This window comes from Pseudomonas sp. AD21, assembly GCF_002878485.1.
Lineage (GTDB): Bacteria > Pseudomonadota > Gammaproteobacteria > Pseudomonadales > Pseudomonadaceae > Aquipseudomonas.
The window spans coordinates 13756-37832 of record NZ_NQYG01000003.1 but is presented as its reverse complement, the minus strand read 5'-3'; the positions used below and the strand labels follow the sequence as shown (position 1 = coordinate 37832).

The window sequence follows — 24077 nt, the reverse complement described above, 5'->3', positions numbered from 1 at the left end:
ATCAGTCGAAGTATTTGCTGCCTGACACACCGTTATCGCGAGCAGGCTCACTCCTACATTGCTTTGCGTGGTAGCCATAAATTGGTGCATGGAAAAATCTTCACGCACCAAAACCTTCCAAAATTCCGCAACATCTTGAAACATCCACTACGCTCCGACAGGGATTTCCTACATCTCATGCGGTTGGCAAGCCCCTTGCTCTAGCCCTCCCTACCTGTCCACTGCTGGAAGCTTTCCGATGCTGGTGATTCACCGCAGAATCGACCCTCAACCTGTCTGGTCCGCCGAGTTGCACCTGACCTTCGAAGCGCGGAGCAAGAGCCGCCTGCGCTGTTTCAGTGCCGATGGCGAAGACGTCGGGTTGTTTTTGGAGCGAGGCCAGTCACCGTTGTATGACGGCGAATGCCTACAGGCCGACGACGGCCGCATCGTTCGTGTCTGCGCCCGCCCCGAGCAACTGTTGCACGTCACCTGCGCCAATGCCTTCGAGCTGATCCGCGCCGCCTATCACCTCGGTAACCGCCACGTCGCCCTGCAAGTCGGCAATGGCTGGCTGCGCCTGCTCGACGACTATGTGCTCAAGGCCATGCTTGAACAGCTGGGCGCGCAGGTCGAGGCGATTGAAGCGCCGTTCCAGCCAGAACACGGTGCCTATGGCGGTGGCCATCACCATTCGCGGCACGGCGACGAAGACTTCAACTACGCGCCCAAACTCCATCAGTTCGGCGTACGCCTGTGAATCCGGCCTGGGCGCTGCTGCGCCTGGCCAGTCCGCAATTGCCGATTGGCGGCTACAGCTATTCGCAAGGTCTGGAAATGGCGGTGGATAACGGCCGCGTGAACAATCCGGAGAGCGCCCGCCGCTGGATCAGCGATCAGTTGCTGCTCAACCTCGCCCGTTTCGAAGCGCCACTGTTGCTCGCGCATTGTCAGGCGGCGGCCGAGGAAAACTGGGATGAGCTGCGGCGCATCTGCGAAACCCATCGCGCCAGCCGCGAGACCCGCGAATTGCACCTGGAGAGCCGGCAGATGGGTTACTCGTTGCAGCAGTTGCTCAACGGTTTACCGGAACTCGACACGCCGGCCCGCAGCTTTCTCGAGCAATGCGTCGAGCCACATCTGGCGCTCGGCTGGGCACTCGCCGCCCGCGCCTGGCGCATCAACCCGCAAGACGCCCTCGCAGCGTGGCTGTGGAGCTGGCTGGAAAACCAGCTCGCGGTGCTGATGAAAACCCTGCCGCTGGGCCAGCAAGCCGCCCAGCGCCTGACCAGCGAATTACTGCCGCTGCTGCAACAGGCGCAGCAGGACGCTACCCGTATCAATCCCGAACACATCGGCAGCGCCGCGTTCGGCCTGTCCCTGGCGTGCATGGCGCATGAGCGCCAGTACAGCCGCCTGTTCCGTTCCTAGGGCCTGTCATCTTGGAGAAGCACATGAACACACAACCCCTGCGCGTCGGCATCGGCGGCCCGGTCGGTTCCGGCAAGACCGCATTGACCCTGGCCCTGTGCCTGGCGCTGCGCGAACGCTACAACCTGGCCGTCGTCACCAACGACATCTACACCCGCGAAGACGCCGACTTTCTGGTGCGCAACGAAGCACTGGCCCCGGAGCGGATCATCGGTGTGGAAACCGGTGGCTGCCCGCACACGGCGATCCGCGAGGACGCCTCGATCAACCTCGAAGCGGTCGATCAACTGAACCGGCGTTTTCCGGGGCTGGACCTGATTCTGGTGGAGTCCGGCGGCGACAACCTGTCGGCGACGTTCAGCCCCGAGCTGTCCGACCTGACCATCTACGTGATCGACGTTTCCGCCGGCGACAAGCTGCCGCGCAAGGGTGGGCCCGGTATCTGCAAGTCGGACCTGCTGGTGATCAACAAGATCGACCTGGCGCCGCTGGTCGGTGCCTCGCTGGAAATGATGGATAGCGACACGAAACGCATGCGCAACGGCAAGCCGTTTGTCTTCAGCAATCAGAAGACCGGCCAGGGCCTGGAAGAGATCATCGCCTTCATCGAACGCCAGGGCCTGCTGAACGCTGCCTGATTCATTGACCAACAAGGAAGCTTATCCATGACACTCAAACGTATTCTCGGCGCCGTGGCGCTGCTGCTGACCCCGGCACTGGCCTTCGCCCACCCGGGCCACGGCGACAGTGGTCTGGTCGCCGGTATCAGCCACCCGATCGGCGGCCTCGACCACTTGCTGGCGATGGTCGCGGTTGGTCTGTGGGCGGCGCAGCAGCAAGGCGCCGCACGTTGGGCGCTGCCGTGCACGTTCGTCGGCACCATGCTGATCGGCGGTCTGCTCGGCTTTGAAGGGCTTGAGCTGCCGGCGCTGGAAAGCGGGATTGCCGCCTCAGTGCTGGCGCTGGGGCTGGCGGTGGCGCTGGCCGTGCGTCCGCCGCTGCTGATGGCAGTGGTCGCGACGGCGCTGTTTGCGTTGTTCCACGGAGTGGCGCATGGCCTGGAGCTGCCGGACATGACCAGCCCTTGGGCGTATGCCGCTGGTTTCGTCGCTGCGACTGCTGCCCTGCATGCGGCGGGTTACGCGGTGGTTCGTTTTCTGCCGCAGGCTGCTACGCCACTGGTGCGAGTGGCCGGCGCTGCTTCGGCAGTGACTGGCGCGTGGTTGCTGGCCGGTTGATCTCTATCGTCTGAACTGGCCTCTTCGCGAGCAGGCTCGCTCCCACAGGTTTTGTGTACGCTGCAAATCCACTATGGGAGCAGACTTGCTCGCGCAGGCGGACTGACAGACACCGCGTCTCTAACAGACGCTCCTCTGCTACCATGTCGCGCAATCGCCCCAGCCGTGACGACGTCCGCCAATGCCCCATGCTTCCCGCTCCACCTCCCTGCCCGAATTGACCGCCCTGTTCAGCGACGTGCAACAGCACTTTCTGAACGTGATCGTGCCGCTCTGGCAAGGCCCGGGCTGGAACGCCGACATGGCGCTGCCCTACGAAGCACTGGACGCCGCACACCAGCCGCTGCCGCCCCAACGCTATAGGGCGATGGCCTGCGCACGGCAGCTGTACCTGTTTTCCAGCCTGATCGGGGTTGTGGATAACGCCGATGTGCGCGCCGCCACACTGTTCCGCTCGCTGCAACGGCACTTCCACGATGCCGAGTACGGTGGCTGGTTCTACAGCATCGATGCACAAGGCAAGCCGCTGGATCAGCGCAAAGACCTCTACACCCACGCCTTCATCCTGTTCGCCTGTGCCCATTACTGGGCCAAGTCCCACGAGCCGTTGGTGGAATCTACGCTCAATGCCGCACTTGAAGTCATCGCCCGGCGCTTCGCCACCGGCGATGGCTTGTACGAGGCGTGCCTGGACCGCGACTGGATCACTCTGCAAACCGGCCCGTTGCAAAACCCGCTGATGCACCTGGCCGAAGCGTTCCTCGCCACCCTCGCCGTGCGCGAAGACGCGCCGACGCAGCAAGCGCTGTTCGAGTTATGCACAGCCATGCACAAGCACTTCGTCGATCCGCAGCATGGCGTGCTGATGGAGAAACCGCTGGGCGCTGTGGATAACTGGTACGAACCGGGCCATCAGTTCGAATGGTATTTCCTGCTCGAATCTTCGCCATTGCTGCGCGCCTCGAAACTGCACGCGGCGCTGGACCGGGCATTCGCCTTCACCGAACAGTTCGGCGTTGAACAGCCTTCAGGTGCGGTGCGGGCGATGCTTGATCTACAGTTGGATGGACGACCGAAGGATTCGACGCAGCGCATCTGGGCGCAGGCGGAATACCTGCGCGCCCTGACGTTGCGTCCGGACAGCGAAACTGCGGTGCTGCGCCAGTTGCAGGCGCTGCAGCAGCGGTTTCTGCATACGGGCGGTTGGCATGAGTGCCGGGATGAACAGGGTGAAGTCAGCCGCAAGGACATGCCTTCGACGACGCCGTATCACTTGGCGACGTGCTATAGCGGGCTGGCCGACTATCTGCGTTGATTGACAGAAAGCTTTCGCGAGCAGGCTCGCTCCCACAGTTGACCTGTGCTGTTCACAAATATTGTGTCCGGCACAATTCCAATGTGGGAGCGAGCCTGCTCGCGAATAACCATTACACGGTCTCTAGGCAATCCACTTCTTGTCGCCAGTAAAACTGATGGTCAACCAGCGCGCCGCATCCGGCTCGCCCAACTGGGCCGAAATCTCCTCACGCAGCGCATCCAGCTGACCCACACTGCTCAGCGCATAATCGGCCGGCAACACCACATGAATTTCGATGAATCGCGCCCGTCCGTGCTTCTGCACGTAGGTCACGTAATCGTCGAAACCATGCTCGACCTTCGCCGCCTCCATCACCTGCCGTACCTGGTCATCCAGCGTGTCCGGGGCAATGCCCAGCACATCGCGCAGCGCCGGGCCAAGGATCTTGAACGCCGGCGGCAACATGGTCAGGGCCAGCACGATCAGGATCAGCGGGTCGACAAACTTCGCCCACTCGCCAAAGCCCTGGGCCTTGAGCAGCAGCGCCGCAAGAAAGCTGATCAACAGGCCGACCGAGAGCATCGCGTCCACCAGCCAACTGATGTTATCGAACTGGATCAGGCTGGATTTGAGCTTGCGATTGCGTCGGCGCACGTAGAAGAAATAAGCGAATTCAACGACGGTGAACACCGCCGCATAAATGATCACCAGCCCCAGCTCGATCTCGCGGCCACCGTTGATGATGCCGAACACACCATTGAGAAACGCATAGATGGCGATCAACAACAGGAAACTGCCTTCGATCAGCAGCACCATCGGCTCCAGATGCCAGAAGCCGAACTGGAAGCGATGATTGCTCTCTTTGGCGATCAGCCTGGCAGTGATCAGCATCAGGACTTTGATGAAGGTTGCGATCAGCGAGAAAAAACCATCGAAAAGGATGGATTGCGAACCAGAAACAAAACCGGTGACGATCCCGGCGATCGACACCGCGAACATCAGGATGGTCGATTGTTTGAGCAGCGCCTGCTCACCTCGGTTACTCACTTTAACTCCTCGAAAACCTTGAAAACCGCAGGGTGCGGTGGGGTTGTTGCGAGGGGAGTTTACCCTATCGTCCTGTTTTGGCCGATTTGACCTATTCGCGAGCAGGCTCGCTCCCACTTTGAAATGCATTCCAATGTGGGAGCGAGCCTGCTCGCGAAGAACGATGACACGGTATCAGGCTTTGTTACGCTCGATCGCAAACCCCGCCCAGGTCTGGCTCACCGGCATCAACTCCAGGCTGTTGATGTTGATATGCGCCGGCGCATTCATCACCCAGAAGATGGTCTCGGCGATGTCCTGCGGCTGGATCGGCTCAGCCCCGGCGTAGGTCGCGTTGTAACGCTCCTGGTCACCGGCAAAGCGCACCAGCGAGAACTCGCTTTCGCACAGGCCTGGCTCGATGTTGCTGACGCGCACGCCAGTGCCCTGCAGGTCGCAGCGCAGGTTCAGCGAGAACTGCTTAACGAACGCCTTGGTCGCGCCATACACGTGGCTGCCCGGATACGGGTAGTTGCCAGCGATCGAACCCAGGTTGACGATACCCGCGCCACGGCCATGGGCGATCAGACGCGGCAGCAGCAAACGGGTGGCGTACATCAGGCCTTTGACGTTGGTGTCGACCATGGTGTCCCAGTCGTCGAGGTCGCACTTCGGTGCTGGATCGACACCCAGCGCCAGCCCGGCGTTGTTGATCAGGCCACGCAGCCTGGCGAAGGATGGCGGCAGATTGGCGATCGCCTCTTCCATCGCCTTGCGATCACGTACGTCGAGCACCAGGCCGTGCACTTCGGTCTGCTTCGACAGTTCGGCGCACAGGGCATTCAGACGTTCTGCACGACGACCGGTCAACACCAGTTTCCAGCCAGCCTCGGCGAAACGACGGGCACAGGCTTCACCAAAACCGGAAGTCGCGCCGGTGATAAACAGGGTGTTGGACATCGTGTTCTCCTTGCGTCGGCCGCCAGCGCAGCCATTGAAATAGAAAATCAGCAGCCAGCATGCCCGGCCTCGCGGCGACCGGCAACCCGCTTCAAAGCGCGCTGTGGAAAAGTTTCAGAAAGCATTTTACAGCCGCCCCCTGTACAAAAAACGACCAACCACAGCAACACCACGGCCAGCGTGGCCTGTAGCCATGTGCACGCACGTTATCCACAGTCCCTTCCACAGTTTCCGGGGGCAAGTGGAAACGCGCAAAGCCACGCCACACAAGGCTTTGCGCGGGAAATAGAAAGTTTTTTGCTTGACCCTGAAGCGGCAGTTGTGCCGGACATGGCATTTTGCACGACCCACCGGTCACCCCTGTGATTGCGCGAGGCCAGTAATTACGGCCCTCAGCGCAGTCTTTCCAGAGTTTAGTCACAGACTTATCCACAGGCTTGCTCACATCGAATCACCTGGGTTGCGACCAGCATAAAAAGGTTGACAACGACGTCATCCGCTCCAGAAAAAACACCTGATCAAAAAACACTCACCACCCTGCAGGCCACGGTTCAAAAGGGCTGCAGCCAGCTACTCCCACGTTATTCACAGCCAGCTCCACAGCAAACGGGGACAAGTCAAAACTGTGGAAAAACAGCCATTTGCAGCGTCTATATGTCGCGCTTTGGCAGCTATGGGAATTTGTTTTCCACAATTCTGAAAAATGGCTCAGATCAACCGCAAGAGTGAGCCTGCTCGCCATAGCGGTAATACATTCAGCATCGGCGGTGGCCAACACACTGCTATCGCGAGCAGGCTCACTCCTACAGGAGGTTTTGCGGTGAGTTCGAGATGTAAAAAGCCCCGGGACTTTCGTCGCGGGGCTTGTGGACAACTCAAGAAGAATCAGTGCCCACCCAGATAGGCGTTACGCACCTCCTCGTTCACCAGCAGCTCTTTACCGGTACCGGTCAGGCGAATCTCGCCGTTGACCATCACATACGCGCGGTCCGACAGCTTCAGCGCATGGTTGGCGTTCTGCTCGACCAGAAAGATCGTCATCCCGGTTTTCGCCAGTTCGCGCAGGGTGGCGAAGATCTGCTTCACCACGATCGGCGCCAGGCCCAGGCTCGGCTCATCGAGCAGCAGCAACTTCGGCCGACTCATCAGTGCCCGGGCGATGGCGAGCATTTGTTGCTCGCCACCGGACATGGTCATCGCCCGCTGAGTGCGGCGCTCTTCAAGCCGTGGGAACAGCGTGAACATGCGCTGCATGTCCTCCTTGGCGTACTTGTCGCCAATCGGGATGGTGCCCATCAGCAGGTTTTCCTCGACGGTCATGTCGGGGAACACCCGCCGCCCTTCCGGCGACTGCGCAATGCCGTTGGAGGCGATGTAGTGCGAGGACTTGTGGGTAATGTCGACGCCTTGATAGAGGATCTGCCCGCCCGCGGCCCTTGGCTGGCCAAAGATCGACATCAGCAGCGTGGATTTTCCCGCGCCGTTGGAGCCGATCAGGCTGACGGTTTCTCCTTCGTTGATCTGCAGCGACACGCCTTTGAGGGCCTGGATCGGGCCGTAGAACACGTCGAGGTCTTTGAGTTCGAGGATCGGTCGGGTCATACCAGTTCCTCTTCATCGGCGCCCAGGTAGGCGGCAATCACTTTCGGATCGTGACGGATAGCGTCGGGGCCGCCCTCGGCGATGACGACGCCGTGGTCCAGCACCACGATGTGGTCGGAAATGCTCATTACCATGCCCATGTCGTGTTCGATCAGCACCACGGTCAGATCGTGCTCGTCACGCAGCAGCCGGATCATCGCGCTCAGCGCTTCGGTTTCCTGAGGGTTGAGGCCGGCGGCCGGTTCGTCGAGGCAGATGATCTGCGGTCGCGTGCACATGGCCCGGGCGATTTCCAGACGGCGTTGCTGGCCGTAGGACAGTTCACCGGCCAGGCGGTTGGCGCAGTCCACCAGATCGACCACTTCCAGCCAGTAGAACGCGCAATCCAGCGCGTCGCTTTCGGCCTTGCGGTAGCCCTTGGTATTGAGGATGCCGGCCAGCATGTTGCGGTTGACCCACATGTGCTGGGCCACCAGCAGGTTTTCCAGCACCGACATTTCCTTGAACAGGCGAATGTTCTGGAACGTCCGGGCCAGGCCAGCACGGTTCACCAGATGCGTACCACCGAACATCTTGTAGTACAGGCGACTGAGGAAGGATTTCGGCGAAACGAAATCGGTCGGTTTGAACGACTCGCCCAGCAGCTTGATGACGTTGGTCTGCTTGCCGCGCACGTTGAGTTCGATCTTGCCGCCGGAGGCCTTGTAGAACCCGGTCAGGCAGTTGAACACCGTGGTCTTGCCCGCTCCGTTGGGGCCGATCAGGGCGAAGATCGAATTGCGTTTGACCTTGAGGCTGACATCGCTCAGGGCCTTGATGCCACCGAAGTGCATCATCAGTTTTTCCACAGAGAGTACGACTTCACTCATGGCGCAGTCCTCTCGTAGTGAATGGCACCTTTGCGTGGAGTGACCCCGGTACGGCTGATGCGGATCAGCCCTCGTGGTCGCCAGATCATCATCAACACCATCAGGATGCCGAACAGCAGCACGCGGTATTCAGCGAAACCGCGCAGCAGTTCCGGGGCCACCGTCAGCACGAACGCCGCGATCACCACACCGATGGTCGAGCCCATGCCGCCGAGCACCACAATGGCGAGGATCAGCGCCGATTCGAAGAAGGTGAACGAGGTCGGATTGACGAAGCCTTGATAGGTGGCGAAGAACACCCCGGCCAGACCTGCCGTCGACGCACCGATGGTGAACGCCGAAAGCTTGACCAGCACGTGATTCAGGCCCATCGAGCGACAGGCGATTTCGTCTTCACGCAAGGCTTCCCAGGCCCGGCCTACCGGCATCTTCACCAGGCGATGCTTGATGTACAGCACGGCCAGTACCACCAGGAACAACACCGCGTAGATGAAGTAGTACTTCACGTCAGGGTTGTAGGCGATGCCGAAGAACTCGTGGAACGGCACCCCGCCATCCTTAGCCCGTTTGCCGAATTCCAGACCGAAGAACGTTGGCAGCGGTGCCGGCATGCCGTTCGGGCCGCCGGTCAGCGACAGCCAGTTGTTAAGGATCAGGCGAATGATTTCACCGAAGCCCAGGGTCACGATCGCCAGATAGTCGCCATGCAGGCGCAGCACCGGGAAGCCGAGGATGCAACCAGCCAGACCCGCAGTGATCGCTGCCAGCGGCAGCACGGTCCAGAAGCCCAGCCCGAGGTATTGATAACCCAGCGCCAGACCGTAGGCGCCGATGGCGTAGAACGCCACGTAACCGAGATCGAGCAGACCAGCGAGGCCGACCACGATGTTCAGCCCCAGCCCCAGCAACACGTAGATCAACCCGAGGATGACCACGCCCAGTAAATAGGAGTTGGAGACAAACGGCACGATGACCGCGAGCACAATCAGCAGCGGGATGACCCAGCGCAGGGAGGATTTGTGATCGGCAGGCAGCACATGCACACCGGAACCGGTGCTCTCGAATCCGTCGAGAATCTTCAGGCCCTTGGGCGTCTGCAGAAACAGGCTCAGGGCAAAGCGGCCGAGCATGACGATGCCGATGATCCACGCGACGCGGGTCGGTTCGAGTTTGAAGCTGTAGCCGTCGAGCACGACGCCGACAATCGGGCCGAACACGATCAGCGCAATGAGGCCGGCCAGAATCGCCTCAACCAGGCTTTTTTTGATATCGATGTTTTTTTGAGTGGTTGAAGACATCGCTTACACCTTCGACACAAGAGGACGGCCCAACAGACCCTGAGGCCGGAAGACCAGAACAAGTACGAGCAGCGAGAAGCTGAACACGTCTTTGTAGTCGGAGTTGACCAGGCCCGAGAACAGCGACTCGGAGATCCCGAGAATGATCCCGCCAAGCATCGCGCCGGGCAGTGAGCCGATCCCGCCGAGCACCGCGGCAGTGAACGCCTTGATGCCGATGACGAAGCCTGCGTAGAAGTCGAACGTGCCGTAGTTCATGGTGATCAGCACGCCGGCCAGGGCCGCCATCGCCGCACCGATGATGAACACGTAGGAAATCACCCGGTCGGTGTTGATCCCGAGGATCGAAGCCATCTTGCGGTCTTGCTGGGTGGCGCGGCACATACGGCCGAGCTTGGTGTACTTGATCACGTAGGTCAGCAGGCCCATGCCGACAAATGCGGCCACCAGAATGAAGATCTTGGTGTAGGTCAACTGAACGAAACCGCTGCCGACGTCGACACGCCAGGCACCGGTGAGCAGCGTTGGAACACCCTGTTGGCGGGCGCCCTGGCTGATCTGGGCATAGTTTTGCAGGATCAGGGAGATACCGATGGCGCTGATCAGCGGTGCCAGTCGGGTGGAGTTGCGCAGAGGTTTGTAGGCGACGCGTTCGATCACCCAGCCATAAACGCCGGTGACGACGATGGTGAAGACCAGCGTGCCGAGCATCAACAGCGGGAAGGATTCAATACCGAAGTAAGCCAGCAGAGCCAGACTGATTGCCGCGAGGTACGCGGAAATCATGTAAACCTCGCCGTGGGCGAAGTTGATCATGCCGATGATGCCGTAGACCATTGTGTAGCCGATGGCGATCAGGCCATAGACCGACCCGAGGGTCAGGCCGTTGACCAGTTGCTGCAGGAAAATACCATCCATAACGCAATCTCACGCAATGAGAACCTGCCCCCCGGTGGGCGGGCGGTTCTTCTAGGAAAAATACAGATTTACGTCGGAGCAATGTCAGCCACGATCAGCCCATCCCACACCGTCCCTGTGGGAGCGAGCCTGCTCGCGAAAGCGGTCGATCATTCAACACATGTGTTGGCAGTCATTCCGTCTTCGCGAGCAGGCTCGCTCCCACATTGGATCGGTGGGGGATCAGCTGATCGCGTCAGCCCTTACTTCTGTTTTTCCAGCTGGTGATATTTGCCTGTCGCGTCCCACTGGTAAACCACGTAGTCGGAGACTTTCAGGTCGCCCTTCTTGTCCCAGGCCTTCTCGCCCATCACGGTTTTCACCGGATTGGCTTTCAGCCACTCGGCGGCTTTCTCGCCACTGTTGGACTTGGCGCCGTTGAAGGCGGCCGCCAGGGTCTGGACCGATGCGTAGGCATACAGGGTGTAGCCTTCAGGCTCGGTACCGGCTTTGCGGAAAGCATCCACAACGGTTTTACTTTCTGGCAGCAGACGAGGGTCGGCGCCAAAGGTCATCAGCACGCCGTCAACGTATTGCGGGCCACCGGCGGTGGTCACCAGTTCGTCGGTGACGATACCGTCGTCAGACATGAACTTGACGTCTTTCAGGCCTTCGGTGCGCAGTTGCTTGACCAGCGGCCCGGCTTCCGGGTGCAGGCCGCCGAAGTAGACCACGTCGGCACCGGCCGCACGGATCTTGGTGACCACGGCACTGAAGTCTTTCTCGCCACGGGTCAGGCCTTCATACAGCACCGGCTTCACGCCACGTTTTTCCAGCTGAGCCTTGGTCGCATCGGCCAGGCCCTGACCGTAGGTGTCCTTGTCGTGCAGCACGGCGACTTTCTTGCCCTTGAGCACATCGACGATGTAGTCGCCGGCCACGATGCCTTGCTGGTCGTCACGCCCGCACATACGGAACATGGCGCTCAGGCCGCGCTCGGTCACTTGCGGGTTGGTGGAACCCGGAGTGATCGCGATGACGCCGGCTTCGTCGTAGATTTCCGAGGCGGGGATGGTGGAGGAGGAGCAGAAGTGACCGACCACACCGGCAACCTTCTGGTTGACCAGGTCCTTGGCGACCGTTACAGCCTGTTTCGGTTCGCAGGCGTCATCGCCCTTGACCAGTACGATTTTCTCGCCGTTGACGCCGCCTGCCGCATTGACCGCGTCCGCCGCTGCCTGTGCACCCTTCATGTACTGCTCGCCAAATGCCGCGTTGGCGCCAGTCATTGGACCCGCTACACCGATTTTCACATCAGCTTGAGCAAACGCAGAAACACCCAGCGCAGTAGCAACTGCGAGGGCCAGAAAGCCTTTCTTGTAAAACGTCTGGGACATGAGGTGGTGCTCCAAGGTTTTTTTTAGTTGGCACTGCGACTTCACTTCACTGAATGCTCTGAGCAAGCGCCGTGCCATCGGTTTTTTATTCTTCAAAAAGTCGCTGCTTTCTTGTTATTTCGACTGTTTCGTTCCCATTTTCATTGGGCGTGCAACCGTCTAAACCGCGGAAGGTGAAACCTTTTTAAATCTGAGGCGCAACCCGCTTGCGCCATCATTGCAACCGCGGCACCAAACGACGTGCAACCAGCCTGTAACAGCTCGCGTCACCGAACTGCACACTGCTGGTGCGGGACTGCTACAACCCGCACCATTACAGGCTAGTCGCTGCATCGAAAAGCGCCGCTTCCGGCAACATAATTCAACACTCAGATGACGATGCGCAGGCACTGGCCCGCGTGATACAGCGAGAAACCCGCCTCATAAAGGCAGCTGCGCAAGCCGACGCCGGCCAAGGGCTGCATCGGTGCGAAGGGGATCGGCAGGGCTTGAGGATTGCCGTGACACAGGTAATCGGCGAAGGCCTTGCCGACCACAGTGCCAGTGGTCACGCCGCGACCGTTGTAACCGGTGACAGCCACCAGGCCAGGCGCCGGCTCGAACAGGCGCATCAGGTGATCGGGAGTAAAGGCGATGCGCCCGGTCCAGGTGCATTCCCACTCCACCGGTTTCAGGTTGGGGAAGTAGTGCTGCTGCACCCGGTCGGCCCAGGCCTTGAGAAACCAGGTGGGTTTCTGATTGCCGTTGCCCAGACTGCCGAGCAACAAACGGCCGTCCTTGTCGCGGCGAATGCTGCTCAGCACCTGCCGCGTATCCCACGAGCCCTGCCCGCCCGGGAGGATTTCCTGGGCAGCGTCTTCGGTCAGCGGAACCGAGGCGACCTGATAGTAATAACCGGGGAAGAAGTTGCGCTTGAGTTCGGTCCAGTCGCCCTCGGTGTAGGCGTTGGAGGCAATCACCACTTGTTCGGCAAGCACTGAGCCCTGTTCGGTTTGCACCGACCATTGCTGGCCCTGGCGTTCGAGTCGGGTCACCGGCGAGTGATCGAACATCTGCCCGCCCAGGCCTTTCACCGCATTGGCCAGCCCGGTGACATAGGCCATCGGGTTGAGGGTGCCGGCGCGGCGGTCGAGCAATGCCGCAGCGATCTTCTGCGTGCCGGTGGCTTGTTGGCAGGCCTTGCCGGTCAGCAGTTCGACCGGTGCGCCACGGCGCTTCCATTGTTGCTCGCGACTGCGCAGATCGGCCTCGCCCTTGGCATTGTGCGCCATGTGCAGGGTGCCTTCGCGGCGCAACTGGCAATCGATGTTGTACTTCTCCACCAGGCTGAACACCAGCGCCGGCGCCGCTCCGAGCATGCGGTTGAGCTGGCTGCCAACGGCCTCGCCAAACCCGGCCTCGATCTCGTCCGGCGGGATCCACATGCCGGCGTTGACCAGCCCGACGTTGCGCCCGGAACCGCCATGGCCCGCGCGATGCGCTTCCAGCACGCAGACGCTCTTGCCCTTTTCCAACAGATGCAGCGCCGCCGACAAGCCGGTAAACCCGGCGCCGATCACGCAGACATCGACTTTGACTTCACCCTTGAGCGCGGTGTTATCCGGCCTTTGCGGCGTGAGTTTTTCCCACAGACATTCTTCGCGTAACGGCATTGCCAGACTCCAACAGAAACCTGCCAAACACTGCAAAATGATCGTTCCCACGCTCTGCGTGGGAACGCAGTCAGGGACGCTCTGCGTCCCAGAAGCGAACGCGGAGCGTCCGGTGAGGCATTCCCACGCAGAGCGTGGGAACGATCGATCTCCACCTGTCAGTCGAAGGTGATGCCCTGCGCCAGCGGCAACTCCAGCGAGTAGTTCACGGTATTGGTCTGGCGGCGCATGTACGCGCGCCAGGCGTCGGAGCCCGACTCGCGGCCACCGCCGGTCTCCTTCTCGCCACCAAACGCGCCGCCGATTTCCGCGCCGCTCGGGCCGATGTTGACGTTAGCGATGCCGCAGTCGCTGCCGACCGCCGACATGAACTGCTCGGCCTCGCGCACATCAGTGGTGAAGATGCATGACGACAGGCCTTGCGGTACAGCGTTGTTCAGGCGCAGCGCTTCCTGGAAGTCGCTGTAACCGACCACGTAGAGGATCGGCGCGAAGGTTTCGCTGCAGACCACATCGCTCTGCTCCGGCATTTCAACAATCGCCGGCGATACGTAGTAGGCGTTGGGAAATTGCGCTTCAAGCTGACGCTTGCCGCCGAACACCCGACCGCCCTCGCTCAACGCCTGCTCCAGCGCATCCTGCATGTTTTCGAAGCTGTGTTTGTCGATCAGCGGACCGACCAGATTGCCTTCCAGCGGATGGCCGATGCGCACTTTCGCGTACGCGGCTTTGAGGCGGGTGACGATCTCTTCTTTCACCGATTCATGGGCGATCAGACGACGCAGCGTGGTGCAACGTTGACCGGCAGTGCCGACCGCACTGAACAGAATGGCGCGTACAGCCATGTCCAGATCGGCGCTCGGGCCGAGGATCATCGCGTTGTTGCCGCCCAGTTCCAGAATGCTGCGGGCAAAACGTGCGGCGACTTTCGGCGCCACTTCGCGGCCCATGCGGGTGCTGCCGGTGGCGCTGATCAGCGCCACACGCGGGTCATCCACCAGCGCTTCGCCGGCATCGCGACCACCAATGATCACCTGGCACAGGTTTGCTGGAGCATCGGTGAAATTCTTCACCACGCGATCAAACAGCGCTTGGCAAGCCAGTGCGGTCAGCGGAGTCTTCTCCGACGGTTTCCACACCACCGGGTTGCCGCAGACCAGCGCCAGCGTGGTGTTCCACGCCCACACCGCGACCGGGAAGTTGAACGCACTGATCACGCCAACCACGCCCAGCGGATGCCAGGTTTCACGCATGTGGTGGCCCGGGCGCTCGGAGGCGATGGTCAAACCGTAAAGTTGACGGGACAGGCCGACGGCGAAGTCGCAGATGTCGATCATCTCCTGCACTTCACCCAGACCTTCCTGGGTGATCTTGCCCGCTTCCCACGACACCAGCTCGCCGAGGTCGGCCTTGTATTCGCGTAGCACTTCGCCGAACTGACGCACCAGCTCGCCGCGACGCGGGGCCGGCACCTTGCGCCATTGTTCGAACGCATGATCTGCGCGACTGATGTGCTGCTCGACTTCGGCCGGGCCTTCCCAGTTCACGGCGGCGATGCGGCTGCCATCGATGGGCGAATGCACCGGCACTTTGCCGTTCTGGTACAGGGCCGGGTTCACACCAAGACGATCAAGCAATGCGGCAACCATGGGTCACTCCTCAAGCGAAAAACTGAATGTGTGCGGTCGAATGTTCACGACCGGGCAGGCCTTTAGTTGTAGCGTCAGACCGGCGAGGCAACAAACGACCTTTACGCGAGATATCATTCCGTTTATTCATGCTGCGCATAGAAAGACAAGAAAAAGGGATCACCCATGCTGAATAAACGCCACCTGCCGTCGATCACCGCGTTGCAGTGCTTCGAGGCCGTGACCCGGCACCTGAGTTTTACCCGGGCCGCCGAGGAACTGAACCTGACCCAGAGCGCTGTCAGCAAGCAAGTGGCGCAGCTTGAGGAATTGCTCCAGCACTTGTTGTTCCGTCGTGTTCGTCGTCGCTTGCAGATGACCCCGGCCGGGAATTTGTACCTGGTGGAAGTCCGAAAAATCCTCACCCAGGTGGAAATGTCAACGCATTACCTGCGTTCCTACGGCGGCGAGACCGAAGTCCTGCGCGTCTCTACGCCCTCGACCTTCGGCGCCCGCTGGCTGGTACCGCGCCTGAAAGGCTGGCGCCTGCGCCATCCGTCGATCCATCTGGATCTGTGCAACGAGCAGGAGGCCGATGATTTGCTGCAAGGGCGCAGCGATCTGGCGTTCTATTTCGGCCAGAGTTCACGCCCCGGCACCGAGTGCCTGAAGCTGTTCGGCGAAGAGCTGGTGCCGGTCTGTGCGCCGGGCAGTCTGCCGGACACGCCCTTCACCGACCCGACGCAACTGACCGACCTGGTACTGCTGCAAAACGCCTCGCGCCCGCAGGCGTGGCACGACTGGTTCGACAGTCAGGGTTACCACACCGAACACAGCTACCACGGGCCGCGCTTCGAAACCTTTTATATGTGCATCCGTGCCGCTCAGGTCGGCTGCGGCGTGGCGCTGTTACCACGGTTTCTCGTGGAGGAGGAATTGGCCGACGGCAAACTGGTCATTCCCTGGCAGCATGCAATGCCCAGTTCCGACGCCTATTACCTGGCCTACCCGGAGCATGCGGCGGAGGTGCCGAAGGTTCGGGATTTTGTGAAGTGGATGCTGGAACAGATCGACAGCCCTGCTGCTTAACAGACCGAAACACAAACTTGTGGTGAGGGGATTTATCCCCGATCGACTGCGCAGCAGTCGTCACTCTTGAATTTTTGGGGTCGCTGCGCAACCCATCGGGGATAAATCCCCTCACCACAAATGATCTTCACCTGCCAAATATTGCTGGCAATCCCCACCGCTGATATGCGCCACTAGCACCATTGTTTGATACCGCGCCATGCGCGGTGCACCTGGAGACCCCGTTTATGAGCGAGAGTGTGTTTGCCGATCGCATCGTGCAGAACCTGCTCGACACCGACTTCTACAAACTGACGATGATGCAGGCGGTGCTGCACAACTACCCCAACGTCGAAGTCGAATGGGAGTTTCGTTGCCGTAACAGCGAAGATCTGCGCCCATACCTGGCCGAGATCCGTTATCAGGTCGAGCGTCTGGCCGAACTGAGCCTGAGCGCCGACCAGTTGAGTTTCCTGGAGCGCATCAGCTTCCTCAAACCGGATTTCCTGCGTTTTCTCGGACTGTTCCGCTTCAACCTGCGCTATCTGCACACCGGGATCGAGAACGGCGAACTGTTCATCCGTCTACGTGGCCCGTGGCTGCATGTGATTTTGTACGAAGTGCCGCTGCTGGCGATCGTCAGCGAAGTGCGCAACCGCTATCGCTACCGGGAAATCCAGCTGGTACAGGCGCGTGAGCAGCTGTATCGCAAGTTCGACTGGCTCAGCGCCAACGCCTCGACCGATGAACTGGCGCAGTTGCAGGTCGCCGATTTCGGCCCCCGCCGACGCTTTTCGTACCGCGTGCAGGAAGAAGTGGTGAACGTGCTCAAGCACGATTTCCCCGGGCGCTTCGTCGGCACCAGCAACGTGCACCTGTCCCGCGAGCTGGACATGAAACCGCTGGGCACCATGGCCCATGAATGGATCATGGCTCATCAGCAACTCGGCCCTCGGCTGATCGACAGCCAGATCGCCGCCCTCGACTGCTGGGTGCGTGAATACCGGGGGCTGCTGGGCATCGCCCTCACGGACTGCATCACCACCGACGCCTTCCTCGGCGACTTCGACCTGTTCTTCGCCAAGCTCTTCGATGGCCTGCGTCACGACTCCGGGGATCCGGTGCAGTGGGGCGAAAAATGCATCGCCCACTACCACAAGCTCGGCATCGACCCGATGAGCAAGACGTTGGTGTTCTCCGACAGCCTGAGCCTGCCCAAGTCGCTGGAGATCTTCCGCGCGCTGCACGGTCGGATCAACGTCAGCTTTGGCATCGGCACCAACCTGACCTGTGACATTCCGGGTGTCGAACCGATGAGCATCGTGCTTAAAATGACTGCCTGCAACGGCCAGCCGGTGGCGAAGATCTCCGACGAGCCCGGCAAGACTCACTGTAAAGACCCCAACTTTGTCGCCTATTTGCGACACGTTTTCCAGGTTCCTGCCGTTTCCAGTCTATCTAGCAAGGAGTGAATTCATGCAAGCCGTACAGCGTGAGATTGCTGAACAGCTCAAGGTCCAACCGCCATTCGCCGGCCACCAGGCCCTCGAAGCGGAAATTGCCCGGCGCATCACCTTCATCCAGGACTGCCTGGTCAATTCCGGCCTCAAGACCCTGGTGCTGGGCATCAGTGGCGGTGTTGACTCGCTGACCGCAGGCCTCTTGGCCCAGCGCGCCATGCGCGAACTGCGCGAGCGCACCGGTGACCACAGCTACAAGTTCATTGCCGTGCGCCTGCCGTACGAAACCCAGTTCGATGAGCACGACGCACAAGCTTCGGTGGACTTCATCGCCCCGGATGAGCGCCACACCGTCAACATCGGCCCGGCGGTGAAGTCGCTGGCCAGTGAAGTCGCGGCGTTCGAAGGCAAGCATGCGGTGTCGGTGGATTTCGTATTGGGCAACACCAAGGCGCGGATGCGCATGGTCGCCCAGTACACCATCGCTGGCGCGGCGCACGGTCTGGTGATCGGCACCGACCATGCGGCGGAAGCGGTGATGGGTTTCTTCACCAAGTTCGGTGACGGCGCTTGTGATCTGGCGCCGCTCAGCGGTCTGGTGAAAAACCAGGTCCGGGCGATTGCGCGCAGCTTTGGTGCACCAGAGTCGTTGGTCGAGAAAATTCCGACGGCGGATCTGGAAGACCTGTCGCCGGGCAAGCCGGACGAAGCGTCCCACGGCGTGACCTACGCCGAGATCGACGCGTTCCTGCACGGCGAGCCGGTGCGCCAGGAAGCGTTCGACATCATCGTCGCGACCTACAACAAGACCCATCACAAGCGTGTCATGCCGTTCGCGCCTTGATCGCTGATGGAATGAAAAAGCCCGCTGAGGAGTGATCCTCTGCGGGCTTTTCTTTGGCCAGGTCATCTGTCGATGCTGATGGCCCCTTCGCGAGCAGGCTCGCTCCCACAGGGTTTCAGGTGTCAGACACAGAACCTGTGGGAGCGAGCCTGCTCGCGAAGAACGATGACGCGGTAAACCTGCTTACTTGACAGCAATGGTGCCTTTCATCATCGAGATGTGGCCCGGGAACGAGCAGAAGAAGCCGTAATCAGTGCCAGCGGCCAGCTTCGATACGTCGATGGTCAGTGTGTCTTTCTCGCCGGCACCGATGATCTTGGTGTGAGCAATAACGCGCTCGTCGCCGTCTTTCAGGTAGTTCTTGTCGATGCCTGCGGCCAGGCCGTCAGTGGCGATCGGCTGCATGTCAGCGGTTTTGCTGACGACCAGGTTATGGCCCATGACGTTCTTCGGCAGGCTGCCGGAGTGGGTCAGCTCGACGGTGAAGGTCTTGCAGCTCTTGTCGATCACGATCTCCTTGGTGTTGAAGGACATCTGGTCGGTGGAGTCAACGGTGGTTTTGCACTCGGCAGCCATCAATTGGCTGCTGGCCAGCGCCAGCAGGGATACCGCAACAACTTTGGAAAACATGGTGAATCTCCAAGGCAGGGTTAACAAAAACACGAATGGTGGAAAGACTGCCTGAAATCTTCGCAAGTTCATATGACTTGAGTCAAAAATTGTATACAACTTCCAGACTATGACACTCATCGAAACAATCTACCGGCCAGACTCAACGGCCGGCCCTATGATCGGCGCATCTACTGAGACGGAGTGCCTGTCATGTTCTTTAACGGTCTGTTGTGCAGTTTGCTCGCCGCCTACGCCTGTGGCGCCAGCGGCACCTTTGAATCGCCAGAGCGCGAAGTTTAGCCCTTGGATCAACGCGTGCCAGCCATTACCCTGTGACGGATTGACCCAGGAGGAAGGCATGTCTCTCAAATCCGTTTGTGTATTTTGCGGTGCCAACGCCGGCACTGATCCGGCTTACACCGAGGCCGCCAAAGCCCTTGGCCGCGCACTGGCCGAGCGCCACTTGACCCTGGTCTATGGCGGTGGCGCCGTGGGGTTGATGGGGCTTGTCGCCGACGCCGCACTGGCCGCTGGCGGTGAAGTGATCGGGATCATTCCGCAAAGTCTGATGGACAAGGAAATCGGCCACAAAAGCCTGACCCGCCTCGAAGTGGTCGACGGCATGCACGCGCGCAAGGCACGCATGGCCGAACTCAGCGATGCGTTCGTCGCGTTGCCCGGTGGCCTCGGCACGCTGGAAGAGCTGTTCGAAGTCTGGACCTGGGGCCAGCTCGGCTACCACGGCAAGCCGCTGGGCCTGCTGGAAGTGAACGGTTTTTACAGCAAACTCACGGCTTTTCTCGACCATATCGTCGGCGAAGGCTTCGTTCGCGCGCCACACCGTGACATGCTGCAAGTGAGCGAATCGCCACAAACCCTGCTCGATGCTCTCGATCAGTGGAAGCCGACCGTCACCCCCAAGTGGGTAGACCAAAAACCCGGCTAACCGCCAGGCACCGATACAGGGCAGAATACGCGCCGCTCAACCTCACCTTCGACCCAAGAGGATCGCCCATGGCCAAACCCAATTACTCCTTCGCCAAACGTCAACGAGACCTGGCAAAGGAGCAGAAGAAAGAGGAAAAGCTTCAGCGCAAGAAACAAATGGCTGAAGAAGCGGCACTGAACCCTGACGGTGAAGTGGCGACTGACGACGATGCTGTTGATGTTGATGCACCGAAAGATCAGGCGCCCGACGCCTGAGCCCCACCGGGTTTGATGATCGAATCAGACCCTGCGGATTTGTGACGGGGCTGGCGGTTGCACTGCCGGCCCTCACAGCCCCCCTTTTCGCCTCCCCAAAAATTCCCCTGTAGGAGTGAGCCTGCTCGCGATAGCGGTGTGTCAGTTGAAATATTTGCTGCTGACACACCGCTATCGCGAGCAGGCTCACTCCTACTGTTTAAGCTTTGTTAATCCAGTGGCATTACGGTGACCCGCACTTCCGGGTCGTGACTGCCGCCGCCCAGAATCACCCCCCGCAACGGCGACACATCAGAAAAGTCCCGGCCCCACGCCAGCGTGATGTGCTCCAGCGCCGGCTGCACATTGTTGGTCGGATCGAAATCCACCCAGCCCAACACCGGACAGAACACCGACACCCAGGCATGCGACGCATCGGCACCGATCAGCCGTGGCTGCCCCGGCGGCGGCTGGGTCAGCAGATAACCGCTGATGTAACGCGCCGCCAGCCCCCGCGAACGCACGCAGGCGAGCATCAGATGGGCGAAGTCCTGACACACGCCGCGCCGGCGCTCCAGCACCTCCACCAGCGGCGTCGCCACCTGAGTGGCCTCGGCATCGAAGGTGAACTCGCTGAAAATCTTCTGCATCAAGGCTTGCACGCCGAGCATCAAGGGCCGACCGGGCGAGAAGCAGCTTTCGGAGAACTCGACAAAGCTGCGCTTCAGATGCACATAAGGTGACTGAAACCGATAACGACAGGCTTCGAGCAGCTCAGCGGACAACGGCTGACTGCTGTAGGTCAGCGCATAACGCGTCAGCTCCCAGGCGGGCGACTGATTGAAATCCAGCGCCGGTCGCGCCAGCACTTCAACGGTGAGCTGCGCATTGACCTGCAATTCATCGTGCGGGCGCTCAAAGGCCAGCCGGGTCAACGGATTACCAAACACATCCAGCTCATCGCGGCGCGCTGTCGGGTCCGGGCTGATCAGCAATTGCTGCTCGGTGCAGCGTTGCCATGTGCACTCACGCGGCCACAGGTGCGCCAATTGCTGCGCCAGCGACACCGGGCTGTCGTAGTGATAACAGGTGTCGTGGAAGATCTGGTAATGCGCATTCATCAGACGGACACCGTACGCTGGCTGACATCATCGACATGGGCAAAGTGGCGCAGGGCCAGACGATCCGAGACTTGCCCGCTGGCCTCGGCGATGTCGTGCAGCAAGTCCGCCAGGCCATCTAGTGCGGCGCGCACGCTGGATTCGCCGAACAGCGCGTTTTCCAGACAACCCAGATCAAAACGCGCCAGGCGCTCGACCAGTTGCGGCAATCCGGCCTCGCGGGGCACGCCGAAATCATCGTTCAAGCGCTTCAGCGTGCGGGTCACCAGTTTCAACTGGAACAACACCGCATGCGGGTTCTGTTCGTCGAGCAGCAACAAGTCGAGCACCGGGATCAACTGCGCCACCGCCAGATAGCGGGAACGGTAAGTGATGCTGCTGTTGCCCAGCTCCAGCAACCACTCCAGCCCGGCCTGATCGAACGCGGCGCTACCGCGCAGGAATGCGGCGAGGCTGCTGCTGAGAAACTGCAGGCGCTCGATGCGCCGACCAATCATCAGGAAGCGCCAGCCTTCGTCGCGGGTCATGTCGTCCAGGGCAAACCCGGACAGCGCCGCCAGCGACATCACCAGGCGGTTGAGAAAATCCAGCAACTCGCCGAAGTCCGGCGCGTCGGTGTCCAGCTCCATGGCTTCGCGCTGCAACTCCACCAAGGCCTGCCAATTCTCCCGCGAGAGCTTGCCGCGCACCTGTGAAGCGGCCCACTGCAAGCGTTGCAGGTTGGAACGCAGGCTGAACGACCAGTCTTCGCCAAGCAGCGCTGCCAGCAAGCGCTCCGGCAGCTCGCCCTCCTCCGGCAGCAACATCAGGCGCTCGCCCAGTTCGACCGCCGCCTGCAAGGCTTGCGGGTCGTCGCCGTCGACATAGCGCGCAAGCATGATCCGCAGCAATCGCGCACTGTCATCACAACGCTCGCAGTAACGACCGAACCAGAACAGATTTTCGACCACCCGCGACGGCAGGTACGGGTCGCGCCGGACAAGGTCATGCACGCCGACGTTGCGCTGGGTTTTCCATTGTTCGCCGCTCGGCGGGCGCTCGCCCAGCACCCAGGTGTCCTTGCTCGCTCCGCCGCGCTGCATCGACACCACTTCGGCATCGGCCTCGGCGGCGACTCGGGTCAAGCCACCGGGCAGCACGCGATAGCCGTCGCGACTGGCCACCGCGTACATGCGCATGCCGATGGCCCGCGGTTGCAACTGGCCGTCCTCGGCTTGCCAGATCGGCGCCTGGGACAGCTGCGCCAGCTCTTGCGCCACGTAGGCATAGGGCCGGGCCTGCATGCGTTCGGCGAGCGCCTGGCGCTGTTGTTCACTCAGATCCCGGCCCAACACTGGCGCAAAACTTTGTGAGGGGAACGCCGGTTTGATCAGCAGCTCCGGGAGTTTTTCCAGCGCCTGTGCCAGCACCGGCGCCTCACCGCACCACCAGGTGGCGATGGACGGCAGAATCAGCTCTTCGCCGAACAGATACTGATTGATCTTCGGCAGAAACCCGAGCAATCCCGGTGATTCCAGCACGCCGCTGCCCAAGGCATTGGCCACCAGCACCCGGCCCTGACGTACCGCCTCCAGCAACCCGGGTACACCGAGTGCCGAGTCGGTGCGCAGCTCCAGCGGATCGCAGAAGTCATCGTCGAGCCGACGCATGATTGCATGCACCCGGCGCAGGCCGCTGAGGGTCTTCAGATACACCGTGGCGTCGCGCACCGTCAGGTCGCCGCCCTCCACCAGTGGATAACCGAGCTGGTGCGCCAGATAAAGATGTTCGAAATAGCTTTCGTTGAAACGCCCGGGCGTCAGCAGCACCACCAGCGGCGCGTCGTCGTCACAGGGCGCCTGACGTGCGAGGGTTTCCTGCAGGGTGCGGAAGAATCCGGCCAGGTGCTGCACCTTCAGGTCGCGGTACAACTCGGGAAAGGCGCGGGAGACGATGGTGCGGTTTTCCAGCGCGTAACCGGCCCCCGACGGCGCCTGGGTGCGATCTGCAGTCACCCACCAGCGTCCGTCCGGCGTGCGCGCCAGGTCCACGGCGTACAGATGCAGAAAGGCCTTTTCAGGCGGCGCAATGCCCTGACAAGGCCAGAGAAAATTGTTATGACCGAAGACCAGTTCCGCCGGCAGCAACCCTTCGCTGATCAGCCGCTGCGGACCATAAAGATCGGCCAGCACCGCGTTGAGCAGGCGCGCACGCTGGGCGATCCCGGCGGACAACTGCTGCCACTCATCAGCGGCGATCACGTGCGGCAACAGATCCAGTTCCCACGGCCGGTCAGCGCCCTTGGGGTCGGCATAAACGTTATAGGTGACGCCGTTTTCCTGGATCTGTCGGGCCAGCAACGCCTGACGCTGCACCAGTTGCGCAGGGCTGCTGCGCTGTAACTGATCGAACAGCCGCCGCCAATGCGCGCGCACTTCCCCGCTGTCATCCAGCAGTTCGTGATAAGTGCCCGCAGTGCGCGGGTAGCGGTCTAGCAGGTCAGGCATGGAAAGCTCGGCAGACAGCAGGGAACGGTC

At 60.8% G+C, this 24077-nt stretch carries 22 protein-coding genes; 10 read left to right on the top strand and 12 right to left on the bottom strand.

From position 1 onward, the window contains the following. The first annotated feature begins 238 nt into the window (after positions 1-238). The 5 genes from ureE (at position 239) to PseAD21_RS02375 (ending at position 3963) form a co-directional block, all read left to right on the top strand. Positions 239-739, top strand: a complete 501-nt coding sequence (ureE, locus tag PseAD21_RS02395; protein WP_102354339.1) for an urease accessory protein UreE — start codon at positions 239-241, stop codon at positions 737-739. Next, entirely contained in the window at positions 736-1410 is a 675-nt protein-coding gene (locus PseAD21_RS02390; RefSeq protein WP_102354338.1) for an urease accessory protein UreF, read from the top strand. The genes ureE and PseAD21_RS02390 overlap by 4 nt, the downstream gene beginning before the upstream one ends. Before the next feature lie 23 nt (positions 1411-1433). Further along, entirely contained in the window at positions 1434-2048 is a 615-nt protein-coding gene (ureG, locus tag PseAD21_RS02385; RefSeq protein WP_102354337.1) for an urease accessory protein UreG, read from the top strand. Positions 2049-2075: 27 nt separating this feature from the next. Further along, positions 2076-2648 (top strand): HupE/UreJ family protein, encoded by a 573-nt coding sequence (locus tag PseAD21_RS02380; RefSeq protein WP_102354336.1) that lies wholly within the window; start codon positions 2076-2078, stop codon positions 2646-2648. Positions 2649-2829: 181 nt separating this feature from the next. Then, complete coding sequence (locus PseAD21_RS02375; RefSeq protein ID WP_102354335.1) at positions 2830-3963, top strand: AGE family epimerase/isomerase; 1134 nt, start codon at positions 2830-2832, stop codon at positions 3961-3963. Positions 3964-4086: 123 nt separating this feature from the next. Here PseAD21_RS02375 and PseAD21_RS02370 read toward each other — a convergent pair whose 3' ends face one another. The 9 genes from PseAD21_RS02370 to PseAD21_RS02325 all read right to left on the bottom strand — a co-directional run bounded on the left by PseAD21_RS02370 (position 4087) and on the right by PseAD21_RS02325 (position 15295). Then, entirely contained in the window at positions 4087-4992 is a 906-nt protein-coding gene (locus PseAD21_RS02370; RefSeq protein ID WP_102354334.1) for a cation diffusion facilitator family transporter, read from the bottom strand. Between the two features lie 174 nt (positions 4993-5166). Continuing rightward, entirely contained in the window at positions 5167-5931 is a 765-nt protein-coding gene (locus PseAD21_RS02365) for an SDR family oxidoreductase (RefSeq protein ID WP_102354333.1), read from the bottom strand. 885 nt (positions 5932-6816) lie between these two features. Then, complete coding sequence (locus PseAD21_RS02355) at positions 6817-7533, bottom strand: ABC transporter ATP-binding protein (protein WP_025111825.1); 717 nt, start codon at positions 7531-7533, stop codon at positions 6817-6819. Beyond that, positions 7530-8402: an ABC transporter ATP-binding protein gene (locus tag PseAD21_RS02350; RefSeq protein ID WP_102354332.1), complete on the bottom strand. Its 873-nt coding sequence runs from the start codon at positions 8400-8402 to the stop codon at positions 7530-7532. The genes PseAD21_RS02355 and PseAD21_RS02350 overlap by 4 nt, the downstream gene beginning before the upstream one ends. After that, positions 8399-9700: a high-affinity branched-chain amino acid ABC transporter permease LivM gene (livM, locus tag PseAD21_RS02345; RefSeq protein ID WP_102354331.1), complete on the bottom strand. Its 1302-nt coding sequence runs from the start codon at positions 9698-9700 to the stop codon at positions 8399-8401. Before livM ends, PseAD21_RS02350 begins: the two co-directional genes overlap by 4 nt. 3 nt (positions 9701-9703) lie before the next feature. Further along, positions 9704-10618 (bottom strand): branched-chain amino acid ABC transporter permease LivH, encoded by a 915-nt coding sequence (locus PseAD21_RS02340; protein ID WP_102354330.1) that lies wholly within the window; start codon positions 10616-10618, stop codon positions 9704-9706. Positions 10619-10860: 242 nt separating this feature from the next. Next, positions 10861-11994: an ABC transporter substrate-binding protein gene (locus PseAD21_RS02335; protein ID WP_064117213.1), complete on the bottom strand. Its 1134-nt coding sequence runs from the start codon at positions 11992-11994 to the stop codon at positions 10861-10863. A 368-nt stretch (positions 11995-12362) separates the two neighbouring features. Then, positions 12363-13646, bottom strand: coding sequence for an FAD-binding oxidoreductase (locus tag PseAD21_RS02330; RefSeq protein WP_102354329.1), 1284 nt, complete (start codon positions 13644-13646; stop codon positions 12363-12365). A gap of 158 nt (positions 13647-13804) precedes the next feature. Further along, complete coding sequence (locus PseAD21_RS02325) at positions 13805-15295, bottom strand: aldehyde dehydrogenase family protein (RefSeq protein WP_102354328.1); 1491 nt, start codon at positions 15293-15295, stop codon at positions 13805-13807. A gap of 165 nt (positions 15296-15460) precedes the next feature. On the opposite strand from PseAD21_RS02325, the gene PseAD21_RS02320 reads away from it, so the two are divergent. The 3 genes from PseAD21_RS02320 (at position 15461) to nadE (ending at position 18646) form a co-directional block, all read left to right on the top strand. Next, positions 15461-16363, top strand: a complete 903-nt coding sequence (locus tag PseAD21_RS02320) for a LysR family transcriptional regulator (RefSeq protein ID WP_102354327.1) — start codon at positions 15461-15463, stop codon at positions 16361-16363. Between the two features lie 227 nt (positions 16364-16590). Then, on the top strand, positions 16591-17814 hold the full coding sequence (gene pncB / locus PseAD21_RS02315) for a nicotinate phosphoribosyltransferase (protein WP_102354326.1): 1224 nt from the start codon (positions 16591-16593) through the stop codon (positions 17812-17814). A gap of 4 nt (positions 17815-17818) precedes the next feature. Continuing rightward, on the top strand, positions 17819-18646 hold the full coding sequence (gene nadE / locus PseAD21_RS02310; RefSeq protein ID WP_102354325.1) for an ammonia-dependent NAD(+) synthetase: 828 nt from the start codon (positions 17819-17821) through the stop codon (positions 18644-18646). Between the two features lie 183 nt (positions 18647-18829). Here nadE and azu read toward each other — a convergent pair whose 3' ends face one another. Continuing rightward, positions 18830-19276: an azurin gene (gene azu / locus PseAD21_RS02305; protein ID WP_025111837.1), complete on the bottom strand. Its 447-nt coding sequence runs from the start codon at positions 19274-19276 to the stop codon at positions 18830-18832. 340 nt (positions 19277-19616) lie between these two features. Between azu and PseAD21_RS02300 the strand changes: the two genes are divergently transcribed. Next, positions 19617-20204 carry a TIGR00730 family Rossman fold protein gene (locus tag PseAD21_RS02300; RefSeq protein WP_102354324.1) on the top strand — a complete coding sequence of 196 codons (588 nt, stop codon included), beginning with the start codon at positions 19617-19619 and terminating at the stop codon, positions 20202-20204. A 68-nt stretch (positions 20205-20272) separates the two neighbouring features. Further along, a complete protein-coding gene (locus PseAD21_RS02295; protein WP_102354323.1) occupies positions 20273-20461 on the top strand; it encodes a hypothetical protein in 189 nt (62 codons plus the stop codon). 209 nt (positions 20462-20670) lie between these two features. On the opposite strand, the gene PseAD21_RS02285 is transcribed toward PseAD21_RS02295, so the two are convergent. Beyond that, positions 20671-21561 carry a transglutaminase family protein gene (locus tag PseAD21_RS02285; protein WP_102354322.1) on the bottom strand — a complete coding sequence of 297 codons (891 nt, stop codon included), beginning with the start codon at positions 21559-21561 and terminating at the stop codon, positions 20671-20673. After that, a complete protein-coding gene (locus tag PseAD21_RS02280; protein WP_102354321.1) occupies positions 21561-24047 on the bottom strand; it encodes a circularly permuted type 2 ATP-grasp protein in 2487 nt (828 codons plus the stop codon). The genes PseAD21_RS02285 and PseAD21_RS02280 overlap by 1 nt, the downstream gene beginning before the upstream one ends. Between the last annotated feature and the right edge of the window lie 30 nt (positions 24048-24077).